Source organism: Halomonas campaniensis (assembly GCF_014193375.1).
GTDB lineage: Bacteria > Pseudomonadota > Gammaproteobacteria > Pseudomonadales > Halomonadaceae > Halomonas > Halomonas campaniensis.
Genome location: NZ_JACHZF010000017.1, coordinates 68,099 through 88,900, shown reverse-complemented (window position 1 = coordinate 88,900; position 20,802 = coordinate 68,099). Strand labels below are relative to the sequence as shown.

The 20,802-nt window shown below is 69.9% G+C and carries 22 protein-coding genes; 8 read left to right on the top strand and 14 right to left on the bottom strand.

The window, feature by feature from the left end:
* The first annotated feature begins 7 nt into the window (after window positions 1-7).
* Entirely contained in the window at window positions 8-1,195 is a 1,188-nt protein-coding gene (locus BDK63_RS12565; protein WP_183332468.1) for an acetyl-CoA C-acyltransferase, read from the top strand.
* Window positions 1,195-1,968: an alpha/beta fold hydrolase gene (locus tag BDK63_RS12560; RefSeq protein ID WP_183332466.1), complete on the top strand. Its 774-nt coding sequence runs from the start codon at window positions 1,195-1,197 to the stop codon at window positions 1,966-1,968. Before BDK63_RS12565 ends, BDK63_RS12560 begins: the two co-directional genes overlap by 1 nt.
* On the opposite strand, the gene BDK63_RS12555 is transcribed toward BDK63_RS12560, so the two are convergent.
* Both BDK63_RS12555 and BDK63_RS12550 read right to left on the bottom strand, forming a co-directional pair.
* Entirely contained in the window at window positions 1,969-2,772 is an 804-nt protein-coding gene (locus tag BDK63_RS12555) for an ABC transporter permease (RefSeq protein WP_183332464.1), read from the bottom strand.
* Window positions 2,763-3,386, bottom strand: coding sequence for an ATP-binding cassette domain-containing protein (locus tag BDK63_RS12550; RefSeq protein WP_183332462.1), 624 nt, complete (start codon window positions 3,384-3,386; stop codon window positions 2,763-2,765). Before BDK63_RS12550 ends, BDK63_RS12555 begins: the two co-directional genes overlap by 10 nt.
* A gap of 125 nt (window positions 3,387-3,511) precedes the next feature.
* On the opposite strand from BDK63_RS12550, the gene arsB reads away from it, so the two are divergent.
* From arsB to BDK63_RS12525, 5 genes are all read left to right on the top strand, one after another.
* Entirely contained in the window at window positions 3,512-4,597 is a 1,086-nt protein-coding gene (gene arsB / locus BDK63_RS12545; RefSeq protein ID WP_221202606.1) for an ACR3 family arsenite efflux transporter, read from the top strand.
* A 3-nt stretch (window positions 4,598-4,600) separates the two neighbouring features.
* The gene (locus tag BDK63_RS12540; protein WP_183332460.1) at window positions 4,601-4,894 is read left to right on the top strand and encodes a CC/Se motif family (seleno)protein; all 294 of its coding nucleotides are present in this window, start codon (window positions 4,601-4,603) and stop codon (window positions 4,892-4,894) included.
* Between the two features lie 4 nt (window positions 4,895-4,898).
* Window positions 4,899-5,702 carry a universal stress protein gene (locus tag BDK63_RS12535; RefSeq protein ID WP_183332458.1) on the top strand — a complete coding sequence of 268 codons (804 nt, stop codon included), beginning with the start codon at window positions 4,899-4,901 and terminating at the stop codon, window positions 5,700-5,702.
* Between the two features lie 84 nt (window positions 5,703-5,786).
* Complete coding sequence (locus tag BDK63_RS12530) at window positions 5,787-6,989, top strand: MFS transporter (RefSeq protein WP_221202605.1); 1,203 nt, start codon at window positions 5,787-5,789, stop codon at window positions 6,987-6,989.
* 102 nt (window positions 6,990-7,091) lie between these two features.
* Entirely contained in the window at window positions 7,092-8,276 is a 1,185-nt protein-coding gene (locus BDK63_RS12525; protein ID WP_183332456.1) for a thiolase family protein, read from the top strand.
* A gap of 228 nt (window positions 8,277-8,504) precedes the next feature.
* Here the strand turns inward: BDK63_RS12525 and BDK63_RS12520 are convergent, their stop codons facing one another.
* The 8 genes from BDK63_RS12520 to BDK63_RS12485 form a co-directional block, all read right to left on the bottom strand.
* Entirely contained in the window at window positions 8,505-8,870 is a 366-nt protein-coding gene (locus BDK63_RS12520; protein WP_183332454.1) for a metalloregulator ArsR/SmtB family transcription factor, read from the bottom strand.
* 64 nt (window positions 8,871-8,934) lie between these two features.
* Window positions 8,935-9,342, bottom strand: a complete 408-nt coding sequence (locus BDK63_RS12515; RefSeq protein ID WP_183332452.1) for an arsenate reductase ArsC — start codon at window positions 9,340-9,342, stop codon at window positions 8,935-8,937.
* A gap of 145 nt (window positions 9,343-9,487) precedes the next feature.
* Complete coding sequence (pstB, locus tag BDK63_RS12510; protein WP_246386081.1) at window positions 9,488-10,327, bottom strand: phosphate ABC transporter ATP-binding protein PstB; 840 nt, start codon at window positions 10,325-10,327, stop codon at window positions 9,488-9,490.
* Between the two features lie 34 nt (window positions 10,328-10,361).
* A complete protein-coding gene (gene pstA / locus BDK63_RS12505) occupies window positions 10,362-11,528 on the bottom strand; it encodes a phosphate ABC transporter permease PstA (protein WP_183332448.1) in 1,167 nt (388 codons plus the stop codon).
* A gap of 18 nt (window positions 11,529-11,546) precedes the next feature.
* Window positions 11,547-12,800 carry a phosphate ABC transporter permease subunit PstC gene (pstC, locus tag BDK63_RS12500; RefSeq protein WP_183332446.1) on the bottom strand — a complete coding sequence of 418 codons (1,254 nt, stop codon included), beginning with the start codon at window positions 12,798-12,800 and terminating at the stop codon, window positions 11,547-11,549.
* Window positions 12,801-12,897: 97 nt separating this feature from the next.
* Window positions 12,898-13,914 (bottom strand): substrate-binding domain-containing protein, encoded by a 1,017-nt coding sequence (locus BDK63_RS12495; RefSeq protein WP_183332444.1) that lies wholly within the window; start codon window positions 13,912-13,914, stop codon window positions 12,898-12,900.
* Between the two features lie 111 nt (window positions 13,915-14,025).
* Complete coding sequence (locus tag BDK63_RS12490; RefSeq protein ID WP_183332442.1) at window positions 14,026-14,760, bottom strand: sulfite exporter TauE/SafE family protein; 735 nt, start codon at window positions 14,758-14,760, stop codon at window positions 14,026-14,028.
* Window positions 14,753-15,937 (bottom strand): Bcr/CflA family multidrug efflux MFS transporter, encoded by a 1,185-nt coding sequence (locus BDK63_RS12485; RefSeq protein WP_183332440.1) that lies wholly within the window; start codon window positions 15,935-15,937, stop codon window positions 14,753-14,755. Before BDK63_RS12485 ends, BDK63_RS12490 begins: the two co-directional genes overlap by 8 nt.
* Window positions 15,938-16,100: 163 nt before the next feature.
* Here BDK63_RS12485 and tal point away from each other — a divergent pair, with 163 nt between their 5' ends.
* Window positions 16,101-17,039: a transaldolase gene (gene tal / locus BDK63_RS12480; protein ID WP_183332439.1), complete on the top strand. Its 939-nt coding sequence runs from the start codon at window positions 16,101-16,103 to the stop codon at window positions 17,037-17,039.
* A 67-nt stretch (window positions 17,040-17,106) separates the two neighbouring features.
* Here the strand turns inward: tal and BDK63_RS12475 are convergent, their stop codons facing one another.
* From BDK63_RS12475 to BDK63_RS12460, 4 genes are read right to left on the bottom strand one after another with little or no spacing between them, the layout of a single operon-like run.
* A complete protein-coding gene (locus tag BDK63_RS12475; protein WP_183332437.1) occupies window positions 17,107-17,613 on the bottom strand; it encodes an STAS domain-containing protein in 507 nt (168 codons plus the stop codon).
* Window positions 17,600-18,793, bottom strand: coding sequence for a PP2C family protein-serine/threonine phosphatase (locus BDK63_RS12470; RefSeq protein ID WP_183332434.1), 1,194 nt, complete (start codon window positions 18,791-18,793; stop codon window positions 17,600-17,602). The genes BDK63_RS12475 and BDK63_RS12470 overlap by 14 nt, the downstream gene beginning before the upstream one ends.
* Window positions 18,794-18,804: 11 nt before the next feature.
* Entirely contained in the window at window positions 18,805-19,590 is a 786-nt protein-coding gene (locus tag BDK63_RS12465) for an MlaA family lipoprotein (protein ID WP_183332432.1), read from the bottom strand.
* A gap of 46 nt (window positions 19,591-19,636) precedes the next feature.
* Window positions 19,637-20,758 carry a beta-ketoacyl-ACP synthase III gene (locus BDK63_RS12460; RefSeq protein ID WP_183332430.1) on the bottom strand — a complete coding sequence of 374 codons (1,122 nt, stop codon included), beginning with the start codon at window positions 20,756-20,758 and terminating at the stop codon, window positions 19,637-19,639.
* Window positions 20,759-20,802 lie beyond the last annotated feature (44 nt).

The following is a 20,802-nucleotide window of genomic DNA, read 5'->3' as shown; positions in this document are numbered from 1 at the left end:
AACCACCATGAGCCACTCCAGCGATATCGTCTTCCTCTCCGCCGCCCGCACCCCCATGGGGGGCATGCTGGGCAGCCTGGCCAGCATGACCGCCCCCGAGCTCGGCGCGGTGGCCATCCGCGCCGCCATCGAGCGCGCCGGCATCGAGGCCTCCGCCATCGACGAGGGCATCCTGGGCTGCGTGCTGCCCGGCGGCGTCAAGCAGGGTCCGGCCCGCCAGGCCATGCGCCAGGCCGGCATCCCCGATGGCATCGGCGCCACCACCATCAACAAGCTGTGCGGCTCGGGCATGAAGGCCACCATGCTGGCCCACGACCTGATCCGCGCCGGCAGCGCCGAGGTGATGCTGGCCGGCGGCATGGAGTCCATGTCCAACGCCCCCCACGTGCTCACCAAGGCGCGCACCGGCTACCGCCTGGGCCACGGCGAGCTCAAGGACCACATGTTCCTGGACGGCCTGGAGGACGCCGAGACCGGCAAGCTGATGGGCGTCTTCGCCCAGGACGTCGCCACCGCCCGCGACTACAGCCGCGAGCGCCTGGACGACTTCGCCATCGCCTCCCTGGAGCGCGCCATGGCGGCCACCAATGCCGGCCACCTGGACGCCGAGATGGCCCCGGTCACCGTCACCTCCCGCCAGGGCGAGAGCGTGGTGAACCACGACGAGCAGCCCTTCCAGGCCAAGCTGGACAAGATCCGCTCGCTGCGTCCCGCCTTCGCCAAGGAGGGCACCATCACCGCGGCCAACTCCAGCTCCATCTCTGACGGCGCCTCGGCGCTGGTCCTGGCAAGCCGGGACGCGGCAGAGCGCCTGGGTGCCAGGCCGCTGGCGCGCATGCTGGGCCACAGCACCCACTCCCAGCACCCCAGCGAGTTCACCATCGCCCCGGTGGGCGCCATCGACAAGCTGATGAAGAAGCTCGACTGGACGGTGGACGACGTCGACCTCTTCGAGATCAACGAGGCCTTCGCGGTGGTCACCCTGCTGGCCATGGACGGGCTCGACATCCCCCACGACAAGGTCAACGTCTTCGGCGGCGCCTGTGCCCAGGGCCACCCGATCGGCTCCACCGGCTCGCGGATCATCGCCACCCTGATCCACGCCCTGCGCACCAAGGGCGGTAAGCGCGGCATCGCCAGCCTCTGCATCGGCGGCGGCGAGGCCACCGCGGTGGCGGTCGAGCTGGTCGACTGATGACGGCCTTCACCCTGGAGACGCCGGCGGGCGGCATCCACGTCGCCCGCTGGCGGCCGGCGGGCACACCACCGGCAGGCAGCCCCATCGTGCTGCTGCACGACTCGCTGGGCTGCATCGCCCTGTGGCGCGACTTCCCCGCGCTGCTGGCCGAGGCCAGCGGCCGCGAGGTGATCGCCTACGACCGCGTCGGCTACGGTGAGTCGGCGCCCTGTCCCGGCCCCCAGCCGGCCACCTTCGTCACCGACGAGGCCCTCGAGACCTTCGCCACCCTGCGCGAGAGCCTCGCGCTCGAGCGTTTCTCGCTGCTCGGCCACAGCGTGGGCGGCAGCATGGCCATCGAGGCGGCGGGACAGCACGCCGACGGCTGCGAGGCGCTGATCACCGTGGCGGCCCAGGCCTACCTCGAGCCGCGCACCCTGGCCGGCATCCGCGAGGCGGAGGCGGCCTTCGCCGAGCCGGGCGCGATGCGCCGGCTCGAGCGCTACCACGGCGACAAGGCCGAGTGGGTGCTGAGAAGCTGGGTCGACAACTGGCACTCCGAGGCCTTTCGCGACTGGCATCTGGATGACGCCCTGCCCCGGGTGCGCTGCCCGACCCTGGCGATCCATGGCGAACACGACGAGTTCGGCTCCCTGGCCCAGCCCCGGCGCATCGCATCCCGGACCCCCGGGCCCGCCGAGCCGAACCTGCTGCCCTGCGGCCACGTGCCCCATCGCGAGTGCCCGGAGGTGCTCGCCGACATCGTGGCGAGGTTCCTCTCCCGCCCCTGATCAGCGCCGCGGCGCCACCAGCCGATCGAGGCGCAGCCGTTCCCTGCCGTCGAAGAGCCGCCGGCTACCCGCGGCCACCGCCGCCAGGGTGCCGAAGCCGGTGCCCAGGGTGATCGCGAACATGATCAGGATCTGATACTTCACCGCCAGCCCCGGCGCGGTGCCGGCCAGGATCTGGCCAGTCATCATGCCCGGCAGGCTGACCACCCCGGCGGCGGCCATGGCGTTGATCATCGGCATCAGCCCGCTGCGCATCGCCTCGCGGCGGATGTCGCCGATCGCCACCTGCCAGGGCTGGCCGAGCATCAGGCGATTCTCGATTACCGCCCGCTGGCGCCAGGCGCTGTCGGTGAGGCGATCCAGCGCCAGGGCCACGCCGGTCATGGTGTTGCCGAGCAGCATCCCCAGCAGCGGGATGGCGTACTGGGGCCGGTACCAAGGGTCGGGGCCGATGATCACGGTGAGGACCAGCACGGTCACCGTGAACGAGGAGAGGAACATCGCCAGGGTGCCGATGCCAAAGGCCCAGCCGCCGCCGAGGCGCCGCTTCTGGCGCGCCATCACCTCCCGGCCGGCGATCAGCAGCATGGCCAGCGCCATCAGCACTACCCACAGCAGCCGCTCGGCGGCAAACAGCGCCTCCAGCACCAGGCCGATCAGCCCCAGCTGGATCACCGTGCGCAGCGCGGCGATCAGCAGGCTGCGGCTCATCCCCAGGCGCAGGGCCGCGGTACAGCCGGCCAGCCCCACCACCATCAGCGCGGCCAACGCCAGCTGCCACCAGGCCAGCGGGATCACCTCCATGGCGCCACCTCCTCGGCCCGAAGCTTGCTGCCATCGATCCGCCAGTGGCGGTTCGCCACCCGGGCGATCTGGCCACGGTCGTGGGCCACCCAGATCACCGGCCAGCCGCGCTGGCGAATACGCTCGACCAGCCAAGCCTCCACCCGGCGGGTGGTGGCATCGTCGAGGTTGGCCGTGGGTTCATCGAGCAGCAGCGCCGAGGGCGCCTGGCCCAGGGCCCGCAGGAGCGCCAGACGCTGCTTCTCGCCCGAGGAGAGACGGGACACCTGCCAATCCAGCACGCTGGCGTCGAAGCCGAGCGCCGCCAGGTCCTCGACGGCGGGACGCGCCGGAAGGTGCTCGCCGACGCTGTCCGCCCACCACTGGCTCTCCGCCGGCACCAGCATCACCCGGGCGCGCCAGGCGTGGGCGGGCAGCGACGACTGGGCGAGCTCTCCCAGCCACACCTGGCCGACATGGGGCTCGAGGTCGGCCACGGCACGCAGCAGCCGGCTCTTGCCGGAACCGCTGGGACCGGAGAGACAGTGGATCTCACCGGGCGGGACGGCCAGCGACACGTCAGTGAGCGTGCCGATGGCCACAGCATCGAGTCGCAGGGTCGAACTGGCAGTCACGGGGCATCCTCAGCGTCGGGAGGCTGCATGATAGCAGGCCTGCCGGCGCCACCGGGGATGCGGGCCTTTCAATATATGGAAAACCATATATATTGTCCTCACACCCACGAGTCGAGGAGCACACGATGTCCGATACCGCCACCGAATCCCCCAGCGTCGCCGAGGGCATGGGGCGCTTCGAGCGCTTTCTCTCGGTGTGGGTGGCGCTGGCCATCGTCGCCGGGGTGCTGCTCGGGCAGTTCGCCCCGGCGGTGCCCGAGACGCTCTCGCGCTTCGAATACGCCCAGGTGTCGATCCCCGTGGCGATCCTGATCTGGGCGATGATCTTTCCCATGATGGCGCAGATCGACTTCTCCGCCGTGCTCGGCGTGCGTCGCCAGCCCAGGGGGCTGATCATCACCACCTCGGTGAACTGGCTGATCAAGCCATTCACCATGTTCGCCATCGCCTGGTTCTTCCTGATGGTGGTGTTCGCCCCGCTGATCCCGAAGCCCCTGGCCAGCCAGTACCTGGCCGGCGCCATCCTGCTGGGGGCCGCCCCCTGCACCGCCATGGTCTTCGTGTGGAGCTACCTGACCCGGGGTGACGCCGCCTACACCCTGGTGCAGGTCGCCCTCAACGACCTGATCATGCTGTTCGCCTTCGCCCCCATCGTGGTCTTCCTGCTCGGGGTCTCCAACATCCAGGTGCCTTGGGATACCGTCGCCCTGTCGGTGGTGCTCTACATCGTCATCCCGCTGGCCGCCGGCTACCTGACCCGACGCACCCTGATCGCCCACCGCGGCATCGGGTGGTACGACAACGTCTTCATGAAGAAGGTGGGGCCGATCACCCCCATCGGGCTGATCATCACCCTGGTGCTGCTGTTCGCCTTCCAGGGCGACGTGATCATCGCCACCCCCCTGCATATCGTGCTGATCGCCATCCCGCTGATCCTCCAGACCTTCCTGATCTTCTTCATCGCCTACGGCTGGGCCAAGGCGTGGAAGGTGCCCCACAACGTGGCGGCCCCCGGGGCGATGATCGGTGCCAGCAACTTCTTCGAGCTGGCCGTGGCCGCCGCCATCGCGCTGTTCGGCCTGCAGTCCGGGGCGGCGCTGGCCACGGTGGTGGGCGTGCTGGTGGAGGTGCCGCTGATGCTGGCGCTGGTGCGAATCGCCAACAAGACCCGGCACCACTTCCCCGAGGCCCCGGCCGAGGCCAGGGGCTGACCCATGGCCATCGAGGTCAGCGACCGGGCCCGCGCGTGGCTGAAGACCAAGGGCGGTGTGGCCACGGTGCGCCTCTCGCCCCGTCACGGCTGCTGCGGCGGCGGGGCCGATATCGCGGTGGCCGAGGCCCGGGCCCCGGAGGCGCCGGAGCGCTACACCCGCCTCGACCTCGACGGCGTGACCGTGCACATCGACCCGACGCTGGTCGACCAGGGCCTGAGGCTCGACGTCGAGGGCTTCCTGGGCCTCAGGCATCTCTTCGTCGAGGGCGCCTCCCCCACCCGTTCCAAGGAGTAACCCCATGTTCAAGCACATCCTGGTCGCCGTGGACTTCTCCCCCGCCTGGCCGCTGCTGCAGGCGCGCCTGAAAAGGCTGACCGGCTGGGGCGCCGAGCGGGTGACGCTGGTCCACGTGCTCAGCTCGCGCTACCCCGCCACCCCGGAGGAGACCCACCGCCCCCACTACGAGGCCAGGCTGAAGGAGCTCGCGGGCGACCTGGCCGCCCCGGGGCTGACGATCGACACCGAGGTACGCAGCGGCGAGCCCGGCGCGGTGCTGACCGAGGCCGCCAGCGACCTGGGGGCCGACCTGCTGCTGCTGGGCTGTCGCGGCCACAACCGCCTGCACGAGTTCTTCCTGGGCAGCACGGCCTTGGATACCGCCCGCCTGACCGCGCAGCCGCTGTGGCTGGAGCCGGTGGCCGAGGCGCTGGTCGGCGCCGACTCGCGGCTGATGATGCTGGCCACCGACGGCTCCGACGCCGTGGGCGGCGCCGAGGCCCTGGCCGCAAGGCTCGCCCCGCGCTTCCAGCGCCGCCTGGCGGTGACCGCCACCTGCGCCTCCGAGGGGTGCGATCGCGAGATAGCCGACGCCCAGCACCATCTGGACGACATCGCCCGGAGGATCGAGGGCCTCGAGACACGAGTGCTGGACGGTGACCCGCGCCATGCCATCGTCGAGGAGGCCCGTCGCGAACAGGTCGACCTGATCGTGATCGGCAAGCGCGGGCGCAACCGCATCCAGGAGTTCCTGCTGGGCAGCACCGCCGAGGCGATCGCCCGGGATGCCCACTGCCCGGTGCTGGTGGTGCCCCGGGGCGGCTGAGCCATCAGGCGTTCGCACCGGGGCTTTCGCTTCGGGGCTTTCGCCACCTTGCCAGCGGGGGGCGGCAGGAGGAATGATAGGGACATGACCACTCCCCTGATCCGGCGCTCTCCCCTGGCCGTCATCGTGCTCGCCCAGCTGTTCGGCACCTCGCTGTGGTTCTCCGTCAACGGCGTGGGGCTGTCGCTCTCCCGGGACCTGGGCCTTACCGAGGCGGACCTGGGTCGGCTGACCCTGACCGTGCAGGCGGGCTTCATCGCCGGCACCCTGTTCATCGCCACCACGGGCCTGGCCGACCGCTTTCGCGCCAGCCGGATCTTCGCCGCCTCCTGCCTGGCCGGCGCCCTGGCCAACGCCGGCTTCGTGCTGGTGGCCGACCAGATGTCCCTGGCGATCACCCTGCGCCTGCTGACCGGGCTCTGCCTGGCCGGCATCTACCCCCTGGGCATGAAGCTGGTGATCGGCTGGACGCCGCGGCATACCGGCGCGGCGCTCGCCTGGCTCGTCGGCATGCTGACCCTGGGCACCGCCCTGCCCCACCTGCTGCGCGGCGCCACCCTGGGCCTGCCCTGGGAGTGGCCCCTGCTGGGCGCCTCGCTGCTGGCCCTCGCGGGCGGCGCCCTGATCCTCGCCCTGGGGGATGGGTCGCATCTGCCGCCATCCAGCGGCAGGGCCCGGCTGCTCGACGGCCTGTCGGCCCTGCGCGAGCGGCGCTTCCGTGCCGTGGCCGGTGGCTACTTCGGCCACTGCTGGGAGCTCTATGCCCTGTGGACACTCGCCCCCTTCCTGGTGGCGCGCGAGGTGGCGCGGCTCGGCGCCCCGCCCGCCTGGATTCCCTGGCTGTCGTTCACCGTCATCGCCCTGGGGCTTGCCGGCTGCGTGGGTGGCGGCAGTCTGAGCCGCCGGCTCGGCAGCCTGTGGGTGGCGCGCCGCGCCCTGGCCGCCTCGGGCCTCATCTGCCTGGCCTACCCGCTGATGACCTGGCTGCCGCCGGGGCTGCTGCTGGGCCTGCTGGCGCTGTGGGGGCTGACCGTGATCGCCGACTCGCCGCAGTTCTCGGCGCTGGCCGCAGCCAGCGCGCCGCGCGAGCGGGTAGGCTCGACCCTCGCGGTGATGAACGCCGTGGGCTTCGCCCTGACCATCCCGGCCATCTCGCTCACCACTACCCTGTGGGAGCTCCAGGGCACCTGGGTGCTGTGGTGGCTGCTGCCGGGGCCGCTGCTCGGCCTGTGGGTATTGCGCCCGCTGACGACTACCCACGCCCCCGCCGAGAGCCGCACGCGCTGACCCCCGGCAGCCTTGATGCTTATCACGGCGGTCGAGCCAGGGGTGTGCTATACGGGGTATCACATCGTTACGCATCTCGCGTATCGCAATAGGGGGTTCACCATGTCAACTCGCGACGTCGTCATCTGCCATCCCGTGCGCACCGCCATCGGCACCTACGGAGGCAGCTTAAAGGACACCCCGGCACCCGACCTGGGCGCGCGGGTCATCCAGGAGACCCTTTCCCGCTCCGGGCTGGCAGCCGACAAGGTGCAGTCGCTGGTGATGGGTCACGTCATCCAGGCCGGCTGCAAGATGAACGCCGCCCGCCAGGCCGGCATTGGTGGCGGGCTGCCGGTGGAGGTCCCGGCACTTGCCGTCAATCGGGTCTGCGGCTCCGGCGCCCAGGCCATTGCCAGCGCCGCCATGGAGATCTGGAGCGGCATGGCCGACTGCGCCATCGCCGGCGGCATGGAGAACATGGATCGCGCCCCCTATGTGCTGCCCCAGGGCCGCTGGGGCGCCCGCATGGGTGACGTGACCATGCACGACACCATGCTCTTCGATGGCCTCAACGATGCCTTCAGCGGCAAGCACGCCGGCTGGCACACCGAGGACCTGGTCACCCGCTACGCCATCTCCCGCGACGACCAGGACGCCTGGGCGCTGCGCTCCCAGCTGAGCTTCTCGAAGGCCCAGGAGGCCGGCCACTTCGACGCCGAGATCGCCGGCGTGGAGCTCACCAGCCGCAAGGGCACCACCACCTTCGCCCGGGACGAGCACAACCGCGGCGATACCACCGCGGAGTCCCTGGCCCGACTCAAGCCCGCCTTCCGCAAGGAGGGCACCATCACCGCCGGCAATGCCCCCGGGCTCAACAGCGGCGCGGCGGCGATGATCGTCGCCGAGCGCGACTGGGCCGAGAAGCAGGGCCTTACGCCCATGGCCCGGCTGGTGGCCTTCGGCGTCGGCGCCGTGGATCCGGACTACTTCGGCATCGGCCCGGTCCCGGCGGTCAAGCAGGCGCTGGAGCGCGCCGGCTGGTCGGTGGGCGACCTGGAGCGGGTGGAGATCAACGAGGCCTTCGCCGCCATCGCCCTGGCCTGCCAGCGAGAGCTCGGCCTGCCGGAGGCGATCGTCAACCCCGAGGGGGGCGCTATCGCCCACGGCCACCCCATCGGCGCCAGCGGTGCGGTGCTGACCACCCGCCTGCTGCACGGCATGCAGCGCAACGGCCAGCGCCGCGGCATCGTCACCCTGTGCATCGGCGGTGGGCAGGGCATCGCCCTGGCGCTGGAAGGCCTCTGAGCCCAGCCAGACGCCTCTCTCCGCCACCTTCCCGGCTGGCGGAAGCGAGCGCTTCGACAGTGCGCTGCAGGAAGGCATCCGGCTGACCCACCGGTGCGCCCGGGAGCAGGTGATTTTCTGCCTCTTGCCTCCGGGTGGGTGTTGCTGGCGCTGGGCGCCAACGACGAGATCCTCGTCTAGGGCAAGGTCACCATCAGCGAGGAGCTCCAGGCGCTGCCGAAGCGCTGATCAGCACAGCGCGGCGCGGCGCTCCGGGCGATCGCCCATGCCACCCAGTCGCCGTTGCAGGGCATCGAGCCGTGCCCGCTCGCCCGTATCGGCGGCGCACAGGATCTCGACGGCCCAGGCCGGCAGGGCCTCGGCCAGGCGATAGTAGACCCACTGGCCCTCGCGACGATCGCTGAGCAGGCCGCAGTTGCGCAGCTGCGCCAGGTGGCGGGACACCTTGGGCTGGGACTCCTCCAGGGCGTGGGTCATCTCGCAGACGCACAGCTCACCCTCGCGGCGGGTCAGCAGGGTCAGGGTCAGGCGGGTATCGTCGCCCAGGCACTTGAAGAACGTCGTCGGGCTCACGGAAGCTCCCGCGGAAATCATCGAGGACAATATCTTACCCCAGCGTCATGGAAGTGTCTGCGCGCCCCCGTCGCGGCCAGGGGGCTCAGCGATGGAGCTCGAGCCACAGCATCAGGCGACGGCGGATCTCCTGGAGCGCCTGCTCGTAGGCATCGGCCCGTCCGATCAACCGCGGGTCGCGGATATCCCAGAACAGCCGCTGCTCCGTCCGGCCGGGCCAGTCGCGGCAGGCCTGCTGGGCCTTGTCGCAGAGCACGATCACCGCATCGAACGCCTCGCCGGCGAATTCATCCAGCGACTTGCTGGCCAGCCCCTCGGTGGCGATGCCCTGCTGCTGCAGCGCCGCCAGGGCCTGGGCCTGGGGCGCGTCGGGCTCGCTGCCGGCGCTGCAGGCCTCGAAGCGGTCGCCGGCCAGGTGGCGCAGCAGCGCCTCGCCCATCAGCGAGCGGGCGGAGTTGGCATTGCACAGGAAGAGCACGCGCTGTTTGGACATGGTGGAGCTCCGACAATATATGGAACCCCATATATAGCGCCACTGGATGTCGATCCGATGACAGCCGGCCATTCAACGGCAGCCTCTCAAGACGACAGGGAAGCCTGAGCCTCCCCGTCGATAACGCCTGGCAGCAGCGGTGCCGTCAACCGTAGCGCCCGGTGATGTAGTCCTCGGCCTTCCTGGTCGCCGGGTTGGAGAACATCGTCTTGGTGTCGTTGTATTCGATGATCTCGCCCAGGTGGAAGAAGGCGGTGTAGTCCGCCACCCGTGCCGCCTGCTGCATGTTGTGGGTCACGGTGATGATGGTGAACTGGGACTTGAGCTTGTCCATCAGGTCCTCGATGGTCGCCGTGGAGATCGGGTCCAGCGCCGAGGTGGGCTCGTCCATCAGGATCACGTCGGGCTGCACGGCAATGGCCCGGGCGATGCACAGGCGCTGCTGCTGGCCGCCGGAGAGCGAGGTGCCCGGCTGCTGCAGCTTGTCCTTGACCTCCTCCCAGAGGCCGGCATCCCGCAGCGCCTTCTCCACCAGGTCGTCCTGCTCGGGCTTGCGGCTGACCATGTCATGCATGCGGGGTGCATAGGCGACGTTCTCGTAGATCGACTTCGGGAAGGGATTGGGCTTCTGGAAGACCATCCCCACCCGGCGACGCAGCGCCACCTCATCCATCTTCGCCGCATTCACGTCGCGACCATCCATCTCCACCAGCCCCCGGATGCGCACCCCGGGGATCAGGTCGTTCATGCGGTTGAGGCAGCGCAGGAAGGTCGACTTGCCGCAGCCGGAGGGACCGATCAGCGCGGTCACGTTCTTCTGGAAGATGTCGATGTCCAGGCCCTTGAGCGCCTGGCTCTCGCCATACCAGAGGTTCAGGTCACGGACCCGGATGCTCAGGTCGTGGCAGGCCGACTCGTTGCGCGTATGGGGCTGGCCCACCTCGGGCTTGCCGGCCGGATGGGACGCACGGGGAGCGGTTTGCATGTTCATGTCGATGTCCTCTGTGACGTGCCGGTGCCTACCAGCGACGCTCGAATTTCTTGCGCAGTACCACCGCGGTGGCGTTCAGGAAGATCAGCACCGAGAGCAGCACCAGGATGCCGCCGGCGGTCTTCTCGACGAAGGCGCGATCGGGCTCTCCCGACCAGGTGAAGATCTGGGCCGGCAGCACGGTCGCCGCGTTGGTGAAGGTGGCGCTGACGTCCGGGATGAAGGCCACCATGCCGACAATGATCAGCGGGGCGGTCTCGCCCATGGCCTGGGCCAGGCCGATGATCGACCCGGTCATGATGCCCGGCATCGCCAGCGGCAGCACGTGGTCGCGCACCACCTGCCAGCGCGAGCAGCCGACCCCGAAGGCGGCGTGGCGGATGGAGTCCGGCACGCTGCGCAGCGCGGTGCGGGTGGAGATGATGATGATCGGCAGGGTCATCAGCGCCAGGGTCATGCCCCCCACCAGCGGCGAGGAGCGCGGCATGCCGAAGAACTGGATGAAGATCGCCAGGCCCAGCAGGCCGAAGAGGATCGAGGGGATCGCCGCCAGGTTGTTGATATTGATCTCGATCATCTGGGTGAAGCGGTTGTCAGGGGCGAACTCCTCCAGGTAGACCGCCGTCATCACCCCGATCGGAAAGGCCACGGCCAGGGTCACCAGCATGGTCATGACGGTGCCCATGGCGGCCGACATGATCCCTGCCAGCTCCGGCATCTTGGAGTCGCCGCGGCTGAAGAAGGTAGTATTGAACTTGAGCTCGGCGCGCCCCTCCTCGACCAGCCGGTCGACGCGGGCCTTGGCGTCGTCGCGCAGACGGCTGGCATGGCCCTTGAGGTACTGGTCCACCTGGCCGTCGGCGAGCACCCACTCGGTGCGGGTGGTGCCGAGCAGCTCGGGGTTGTCCCGCATCTGCATGGGGAGGGTACGCAGCCAGCCGCGGCTCACCAGGTCTCGCACCTCCTCGTCCACGGCGGCCAGCGGCAGCTGGCTGGCCTGCTCGCTGTAGTCCACCTCGACCTGGACCTGCGCCTGCTGGAAGGCCGGCAGGCCCTTGCCGAGCATGTCGGCGAAGAACACCACCAGGAAGGCCAGCGCCAGCAGCAGGGCGCCCAGGGACATCCACTTGAGCCGCGCCGACTGGCGGTGTCGCTTGCGCAGCTGGGCGCTGATCTCGTCGAAGGATTGACTCATCTTGGCGATTCCTCGGCGTTACAGGTTGTTGACGCGATACTTCTCGCGGAAGCGACGGATCATGATCACCGAGACCAGGTTCAGGCTCAGCGTCACCGCGAAGAGCACCAGGCCCAGGGCGAAGGCCGACAGCGTCTCGGCACTCTCGAACTCCAGGTCGCCGGTCAGCGCCGCCACGATGCGCACGGTCACCGTGGTCATCTCCTCCAGCGGGTTGGCGGTGAGGTTGGGCCGCATGCCGGCCGCCATCACTACGATCATGGTCTCGCCCAGCGCCCGCGAGACGGCCAGCAGGGAGGCGGAGATGATGCCGGGCATGGCGGCCGGCACCACCACGTGGCGGATGGTCTCGCCGCGGGTCATGCCCAGCGCCAGCGAGCCCTGCCGCATGCTGTCCGGCACGGCGTTGATCACGTCATCGGAGAGCGACGAGATGAAGGGGATGATCATGATGCCCATGACGATCCCGGGGGCCAGCGCATTGTTGAACGAGGCGTTGAGGCCCAGGCTGCCGGCCACCGAGACCACCAGCGGCGCCACGGTGATGGCGGCGAAGAAGCCGTAGACCACCGTGGGGATGCCCGCGAGCACCTCCAGCACCGGCTTGGCCAGGGTCCGCACCCGGCGCGGGGCGAACTCGGACATGTAGATGGCCGCCATCAGCCCCACCGGGATCGCCACCAGCATGGCGATGGCGGTGATCATGAAGGTGCCGGCGAACAGCGGCACCGAGCCGAACCGGGCGGCACTGGCGGCGTCGTCGGCGCGCCCCGCGGCGGCCAGGAAGCTGTTGCCCGGCGCCCAGACGGTGCCGGTGATGAACTCCCAGAAGCCGTGCATGCGGAAGAAGCGCAGCGCCTCGGAGATGATCGACAGCAGGATGCCGAAGGTAGTGAAGATGGAGATCAGCGCGGCGCCGGCCAGGATGAAGCGGATCACCCGCTCGATGGCCTGGCGGGCGTGGAAATCAGGGGTGACCAGGCGCAGCCCCAGGGTCGCGCCGGCCGCGGCGACGACCAGGCTGCCGGCCAGCAGCCAGGGCAAGGGAATCTCGGCGCCCAGCAGCAGCAGCAGGAAGCCGCCAACTCCGCTGACCAGCAGGGCGGGCCCGGCGGTGGAGAGGGCGGCAAACCAGGCGTACTGGTCGGGCTGGGCGTACATGGCGGTCCCGCTAGCCCGAACCCGCAAGGCCTTGGCGCGGGCCACCAGGAAGGCCAGGATCCCGAGTACCAGCACGGCGACCAGGAACAGGAGCAGGGGATGGTTTGGCATCGGCATTCTCTCGTGACGTCTCGGCTCCGTGGGAGCCAGTCATGCAACGCGGCCGGCAGCGCTGGCTGCCGGCCTCGTCATCAGCGTCTGACCACGCTCAGTGCAGGTCGGACACGTCGAGCTGGACGCGGTTGGCCACGGCCTCGCGGGCCTCGGCGCGGGCCTGCTCGGCGGCGGGGATCAGGCCGATGCCCTTGAGGTAGCCGAGGTCACCGATCATCTGCTCGCTCATGAACATCTCGGCGTATTGGTACATGGCCGGGACTTCGTCGGCGTGCTGGTTCTTGATGTAGAAGAACATGGAACGGGCCACCGGATACTCGCCGCTGGCGATGGTCTCCGGGCCGGCCTCGACGCCGTCGATGGTTGAGCCGATCAGCACGTCGCTGTTCTCCTCGAGGAAGGAGAAGCCGAAGATGCCGAAGGCAGTGGTGTCCTGGGTCAGGCGCTGGACGATCAGGTTGTCGTTCTCGCCGCCGTCGACCCAGGCACCGTCGGTGCGCACGTCGGAGTAGGCTTCGCCGCCGTAGGCCTCGGCGAAGTTCTCGGAGGCGGCCTCGAGGACCAGCTCCTCGAAGGCATCACGGGTGCCGGAGGTGGTGGGCGGGCCGACGATGACGATCTGGCGATCCGGCAGGCTCTCGTCGATCTCGCTCCAGTTGGTGTAGGGGTTCTCGACCAGCTCACCGTCCACCGGCACCATGGCGGCCACGGCGAGGAAGATCTGCTCGCGGGTCACCGGCATGGGGTCGTTGGCATTGGACTGGGCGAAGGCGATGCCGTCATAGCCGATGAAGGCTTCGGTGACGTCGGTCACGCCGTTCTCGATGCAGCGCTCCAACTCGGAGGCCTTCATGCGCCGCGAGGAGTTGGTGATGTCCGGAGTGCCCTCGCCCACGCCGTTGCAGAACAGGCGGGCGCCGCCGCCGGAACCGGTGGACTCGATGACCGGGGTCGGGTAGTCGGTGGTCGCACCGAACTCCTCGGCCACGTAGCTGGAGAAGGGGTAGACGGTGCTGGAGCCGACGATGCGGACCTGATCGCGGGCCTGTGCAACGCCGACAACGCCCATGACGGCGGCAGCGATTACGGTGGTCTTGAGGATGCGGTTCATGCGAGTCACTCCTGTCAGTGATAGGTATCTGGCCTTCGCACGGCACACATTGCCCCACGTAGATGACACCTTCATGACAGATGACGGGACGCGATACCGCCCGCCGAGCGGCTAGAGCAGCAGCCCCAGCGCCGCCAGGGTACAGAGCGAAAGCGAGGCCCCCTGGAGCAGGCGGCGGTCGAGGCGATGGGCGACCCGGCCGGCCAGCCAGCTGCCGGCCAGCACCCCCGGCGCGAAGGTCAGCGCCAGGCCGAAGTGCCAGGCGCTGACCAGCCCCGCCGGCGCCAGGGTGACCAGGGTCATCAGCGCGGTGACCACGAAGAAGGCCGAGAGGGTGCCGCGCAGGCGGTCCGGGGAGAAGCCGTGGAGCAGCAGCACCATGGGCGGGCCGCTCAGCGCCGCCACGGTGCCGAAGACGCCGGAGAGCACCCCCGCCCCGAACAGCGTGGCGCGGTTCACCGGCAGGCGGAAGCGGAACAGGGTCACCGCCACGGCGAACAGCACGCTGCCGGCGATCAGTGTCTCCAGCACCGCCATGGGGGCGGCGAGGAGCAGCCAGAGCCCCAGGGCGTTGCCGGGAATCCGCCCCACCAGGGCCATGCCGATCTCGGCCAGGCGCACCTCGCGCCAGTAGTGGCGCAGGGTGGTCAGCGCCACCGTGAAGCCGAACAGCACCAGGATCACCGGCACTAGCCGCGGCTCCAGCATCAGCAGCAGCGGCGCCCCCACCACCGCCAGGCCGAAGCCGGTAGCCCGCTGCACGAAAGCCCCCACCGCCAGCACCAGCGCACAGCCCAGCCAGGTGCCGGAGCTCATGTCGGCCCAGGCCAGCAGTGCCTCAGCCATGGCCGGCGCGTCCCGCCAGCAGGCGCAGCCCGATGTTGCCGATCAGCGCCGCGCCGAGCATGGTGCCGACCATGGGCCAGGCGCTGTCGAGCTCGAAGGCGCCCACCAGCACCCCGGCCAGCGCCCCGCAGGAGAACTGGATGCTGCCCTGCAGGGCCGCCGCGGTGGCGCTCATGTGGTGGAAGTGGTCGAGCAGCGAGGAGATGGCGTTGGGTGCCACCAGGCCGATGGTGCCGGCGAACACCATGATCAGCGGCACCATGGTCCACAGCGACTCGAGGCCGCTGGCCACCACCAGCACCAGCCCCGCCGCCGCGCCCAGCTGGATGGTGAGACCCAGGCGCAGGTTCTGCTGGGGACTGCGACCTCTCAGCAGGCGGATGTTGAGCCGGTTGGAGGCCGCCATGGTCAGCACGTTGACGCCGAACACCAGGGGGTAGTGCCCGGGCGACAGGTCGAAATGCTCCAGGTAGAGGAACGGCGAGGCGGTGATGAAGGCGAACAGCCCGGCGAAGGACATGGAGGCGGCACAGACGTAGCCCATGGCCTCGCGGTGGCGCAGCACGCTGGCGTAGTTGGCCAGCACCTGGCGCGGCGAGGCCGCGGGCGCGCCGGGGGCGCGGGTCTCGGGCAGCCGGGTGCCCAGAAGCCACATCAGGAAGGCCGCATAGGCCGCCAGGAAGACGAAGATCAGCCACCAGTCGGCAAGGTAGAGCAGCCCGCTGCCCACTACCGGCGCCACCAGCGGGGCGAGCAGCATGATGATCGCCATGGTCGACATCACCTTCGCCGCCTCGCGCCCGCTGAAGCAGTCGCGCACGATGGCCGCCGAGTTGACCACGGTGGCCCCGCCGCCCAGCGCCTGGATGAAGCGCCAGGCCAGCAGCTCGGGCAGCGAGCTCACCGTGGTGATCACCAGGCTGGCCAGCAGGAAGGCGACCAGCCCGCCCATCAGCACCGGCTTGCGCCCCAGCCGGTCCGAGAGCGGGCCGAACAGCAGCTGGCCCAGGGCGAACCCGGCCAGGAAGGTGGAGAGGGACAGCTCGGTGTGGTGGATGCTCGCCCCCACCGATTCGGCCAGGGCCGCCATGGCGGGCAGGTAGGCGTCGATGGCGAAGGGCGCCAGGGCGGTGTTGGCCGCCACCAGCAGCGCCACGCGTTTCGCACTCAGCGTCAAGGCAGCTCCTTTGCGCGTCAGGGGGATCGTTGGATAGGCCGCTAATGATAGCCCATCGGGGGCGGCCCCGCAGGCCGCCGTGTGCCCTGGCGGCGGTCGGCGCCTGTTCCCTGTCGGGCGGGCTTGCTACAGTGGCAGGCTCGATTCCACCTGGAGCCGCCCCATGGCCGACGACCTGCTTTCGCAACTCCGCCAGATGACCACCGTGGTCGCCGACACCGGCGACATCGACGCCATCCGCCGGTTCGAGCCCACCGATGCCACCACCAACCCGTCGCTGATCCTGCAGGCCGCCCAGCAGCCCGAGCGCCGCGAGCGGCTGGCCGAGATCGCCCGCCAGGCCGCCGACATCGACGACGCCCTGGATGCCGTGGCGGTGGAGATCGGCAGCGAGATCAGCGCCCTGGTGCCGGGCTACGTCTCCACCGAGGTGAGCGCCCGGCTCTCCTTCGACACCGATGCCACCCTGGCCCGGGCCCGCGCGCTGATCGAACGCTACGGCCGCCACGGCGTGGGCCCCGAGCGCATCCTGATCAAGGTCGCCGCCACCTGGGAAGGCATACGGGCCGCCCGCCAGCTGGAGCGGGAAGGCATCCACACCAACCTGACGCTGCTGTTCAGCTTCGCCCAGGCCCAGGCCTGCGCCGATGCCGGCGTGACGCTGGTCTCGCCCTTCGTGGGGCGCATCCTCGACTGGCACAAGGCGAAGGCACCGGATCAAGACTTCGGCGGCGACCGGGACCCCGGCGTGCGCTCGGTCCGGCAGATCTACGAGCACTACAAGGGCCACGGCTACGAGACCGTCGTGATGGGGGCCAGCTTCCGCAACAGCGGCGAGATCCTGGCCCTGGCCGGCTGCGATCGCCTGACCATCTCCCCGGCCCTGCTCGGCGAGCTGGCCGAGACCCGCGGCACCCTCGAGCGCCGCCTCTCCCCGCTGGACGCCGAGACCCGGGCCCCCGAGCCCCTCGACGAGGCCGATTTCCGCTGGCATCTCAACGAGGACGCCATGGCCACCGAGAAGCTGGCCGAGGGCATCCGCAAGTTCATGGAGGATCAGCGCAAGCTGGAGGCGCTGCTGGGCGAGCTGCGCCGGGAGTGACCCATCGCCGGGCGCCGGCAGCGCCCGGCTCACGCAGGGCGCGCCGGTTCACGGCAAGCGAGGAGGGTCAGTGGTGGTGGGAGGCCTCCTGGGCCTCGAGCATCTCCACCAGCGGCTGGAACTCCTCACGGTTGTGCTCGTTCATGCGCATCAGGATGCGGTGCGCCTCGAGGATGCGCCGGCGGGTCTCCTCGACGTCGGCGGGGACCTCGGGCAGGTCGCAGAGCTCGCAGGTCTCGGTGATGGGTGACTCCACCAGGGTGAAGTAGCGGGCGAAGCCCATGACGTCGAGCATGCGCTGGACATCGGGGTTGTCGGCGACGATGGTCGGTCGTTCGGCCAGCCGGCCCTGCACCGCCATGGCCACCTTGGCCAGGAAGCCCAGCGCGGTGGAGTCGACGTTGGTGGCATCGCGCAGGTCGATGATCAGCGTCTGCAGGCCCGGCGTCTCGGCGAGCTGCTGGGCCTGGCGGTCCAGGGTGGCACACAGCGTCAGGCGCACGTCGCCATAGAGCTTCAGGACGAAGACTCCGGCGTCGAATGCCGCCTTGATGCGTCCTTCATGAATCAGCATGGCCAAATCCGCTCAACATCATGATCGTCAGGTCGTCGGGCAGCGCTTCATGCCCTGGCCCATCCTCGACGACAGCCTCGTCATCGTCGGGCAGGTCGCCCAGTTCCAGGCTACCTCGCAGGTCGTCCAGCGTCTCGCTGGCCCGGACCCGCCGCTCGAGTTCCCTGAGCCGCATGTCGAGCGTGTCGCCCGGCAGGCACTCCAGTATTCCATCGGAACACAGCCACAGGCGGAAGTTCTCGGGCAGCGGGCACCCCAGCGAGGGGTAGCCGACATCCGGGAACAGCCCCACCGGCATGCCCTCCCCCGGCAAGGAGTGGACCTCGCCCTCCGCTACCAGCAGCGGCATGGGCAGCTGTGCGCCCAGCGAATAGTGCAGATAGCGGCGCTCCAGGTCAATGACCCCGACGAACAGGGTCGCATGCTTGCCGATGCCGGTGTCCAGCAGCTCCCGGTTGAGCTCACCCAGCCAGTGCGGCGCCAGGGCCTCCGGCGCCTGGCCGTCCCACTCGGTCAGCCAGCGGTTGGCCAGGTACTTGAGCAGCACGGTGACGAAGGCCGAGGAGGCCCCGTGGCCCGAGACATCGGCGAAGTAGAATAGCAGGTAGCGGTCGTCGTAGCGCTGGAAGTCGAGGAAGTCCCCGGAGAGATAGAGCGAGGGCGCCAGCCAGAAGTCGCAGGCGACCCCGCCGGTGGCCTGGGGGCGCGGCGGCAGCAGCTTGCGCTGGATCTGGCTACCGGCCTGCTGGTCGAGGCGCAGCATGGCCAGGTGGGTCTCCAGGTTCTCGTTGAGCTCCTCCAGGCGCAGCTGGTCGCGGCGTCGCTCGTCGGCCAGCCGGTGCAGCTCGATCGCCTTGCGGATCATCCGGCGCAGCAGCTGGCCGTGGCGCAGCGGATCGATGATGTAGTCGACCAGGCCCGCATCCACCGCCTCGATCAGCTCGTGCTCGACGCGACTGTCGCTGACCACCAGGGTCGGCAGGCGGGCATTGAGCTCGGCCCAGTCCTCGCGCGGGACCGCCCGGGCATGGGCCACCACCAGCGCGACATCGGCCGGCAGCTCGTCGGCCCGGTCGGCGGCGAACACCGCCAGGCCGTCCCGGGCAATGGTCTCGGCCAGGGCGTCCCGGGCCTTGCCCGGGACATCGATCACACCGATCAGCTGCTTGGGACGATCCATGGCATCAGGCCTCAATCGGAGAAGGCGTCATCGAAGTCGGCGTCGTCGAAGTCGAAGTCCTCGCCGGCGAAGGGGTCGTCGCCCATCGCGCCGTCGTTGACCTCGAAGCGGCGCCGCTGCAGCCAGGCGTCGCGGATGAAGCTGTAGCGATCGCCGCGGATCAGCTCCTCCTGGTCGAGCAGCCCGGCGCGCATGTCGACGATCCGCAGCGCCGTCAGGGCGATCTCCAGCTCCGCATCGTTCAGGTAGTAGAGCGGGTAGGTGACCGCATCGGCGGGCAGGCCGCCGGTGTCGCGCAGGGTGCTCGGCCCCAGCAGCGGCAGCACCAGGTAGCGCGACTCCTCCCAGCCCCACACCGCCAGGGTCTGGCCGAAGTCCTCCTCGCGGCCGGTGATCTCCATGTGGGTGGCGAAGTCCCAGAGCCCGCCGATCCCCACCGTGGTGTTGATCACGAAGCGCGAAAGGGCGATGCCGGCGTTGCCCGGCTTGCCCTGCAGCAGGCTGTTGATCGCCGTGCGCGGCTCCCCCAGGTTGGAGAAGAAGTTGCCCACGCCGGTCTGCACCGGCTGCGGGGTGACCGCCCGGTAGCCGCGCGCGGTGGGCTTGAGCACCGCCCGGTCCACGACGTCGTTGAAGGCGAATACCTGGCGGTTGAAGCCCTCCCAGGGATCATCGGGGTGGCGCTCCTCCACGGCGGCGGTGGTGGCGCAGCCGCCGAGCAGCGCCACGGCGAGCAGGGCCGCCACGAGGCGCCCCGGCCGACGCCCCGCGCGCCCTTCCCTGTGCTGATGGGTCATGCCGGTCTCCTTGTCCATGGGGGCCGCCAGGCGGCCGTTGATCGCCTCAGGCACGCCGCACCACCACGCTGCCGGCGCTGTAGCCGGCGCCGAAGGAGCAGATCACCCCGGTGTCGCCGGCGGCGAGATCGGCGCGATGCAGGTGGAAGGCGATAATCGAGCCCGCCGAGCTGGTGTTGGCGTAGCGATCGAGGATGATCGGCGCCTGGGCCTCGCTCGGCTCGTGGCCCAGCACCCGGCGGGCGATCAGGTCGTTCATGTGGCGGTTGGCCTGGTGCAGCCAGAGCCGGGACAGGTCGTCGCCGGCGAGCTCGAGGCTTGCCAGGTGGTCGGTGATCAGTGCCGCCACCATGGGACAGACCTCCTTGAACACCCGCCGCCCCTCCTGCACGAAGAGCTTGTCCACCGCCCGGGGGTCGGCGTCGGTGACCCGATTGAGGAAGCCGGCATTGTTGCGGATGGCGTTGGAGAAGCGGGTCACCAGGCGCGTGCCGAGGATCTCGAAGCGCGTCTCGGCGCTGGCCACGGCGTCGCTCTCCAGCACGATGGCGGTACAGGCATCGCCGAAGATGAAGTGGCTGTCGCGGTCGCGGAAGTTGAGGTGCGCCGAGCAGATCTCCGGGTTGACCACCAGGGCGCGCCGCGCGCTGCCTGCGCGGATGGCGTTGGCCGCGGTCTCGATGGCGAAGGTCGCCGATGAGCAGGCCACGTTCATGTCGAAGGCGTAGCCGCCGGCACCCAGCGCCGCCTGCAGCTCCACCGCCACCGCCGGGTAGGGGCGCTCCAGGTTGGAGCAGCCGACGATCACCAGGTCGATGTCGCCGGCGGCGACGCCGGCCGCCTCCAGCGCCTCGCCGGCGGCCTTGACGCCCATCTCGCACTGGATCGACGGCTCGTCGTTGCCGCGCTCGCGCAGCTTCGGGCGCATGCGCGACGGGTCGAGGATCCCCTCGGCGTCCAGCACGTAGCGGCTGTGGATGCCCGAGGCCTTGACGATGAACTCGCTGCTGGAGTGGGCCAGCGGCTCGCGCTCGCCGGCGGCGATGGCCTCGGCGTGATGCGCGTTCTCGGCATCCACCCAGGCGTTGAACGAGGCCACCAGGGCGTCGTTGTCGATGGCGTGCTCCGGCGTGAAGAGTCCCGTGCCGGTGATCACCACTTGGTTCATGCTGTTCTCCCTTGTCGCGGCCAGGCCGCCCGGACCACCGCGCC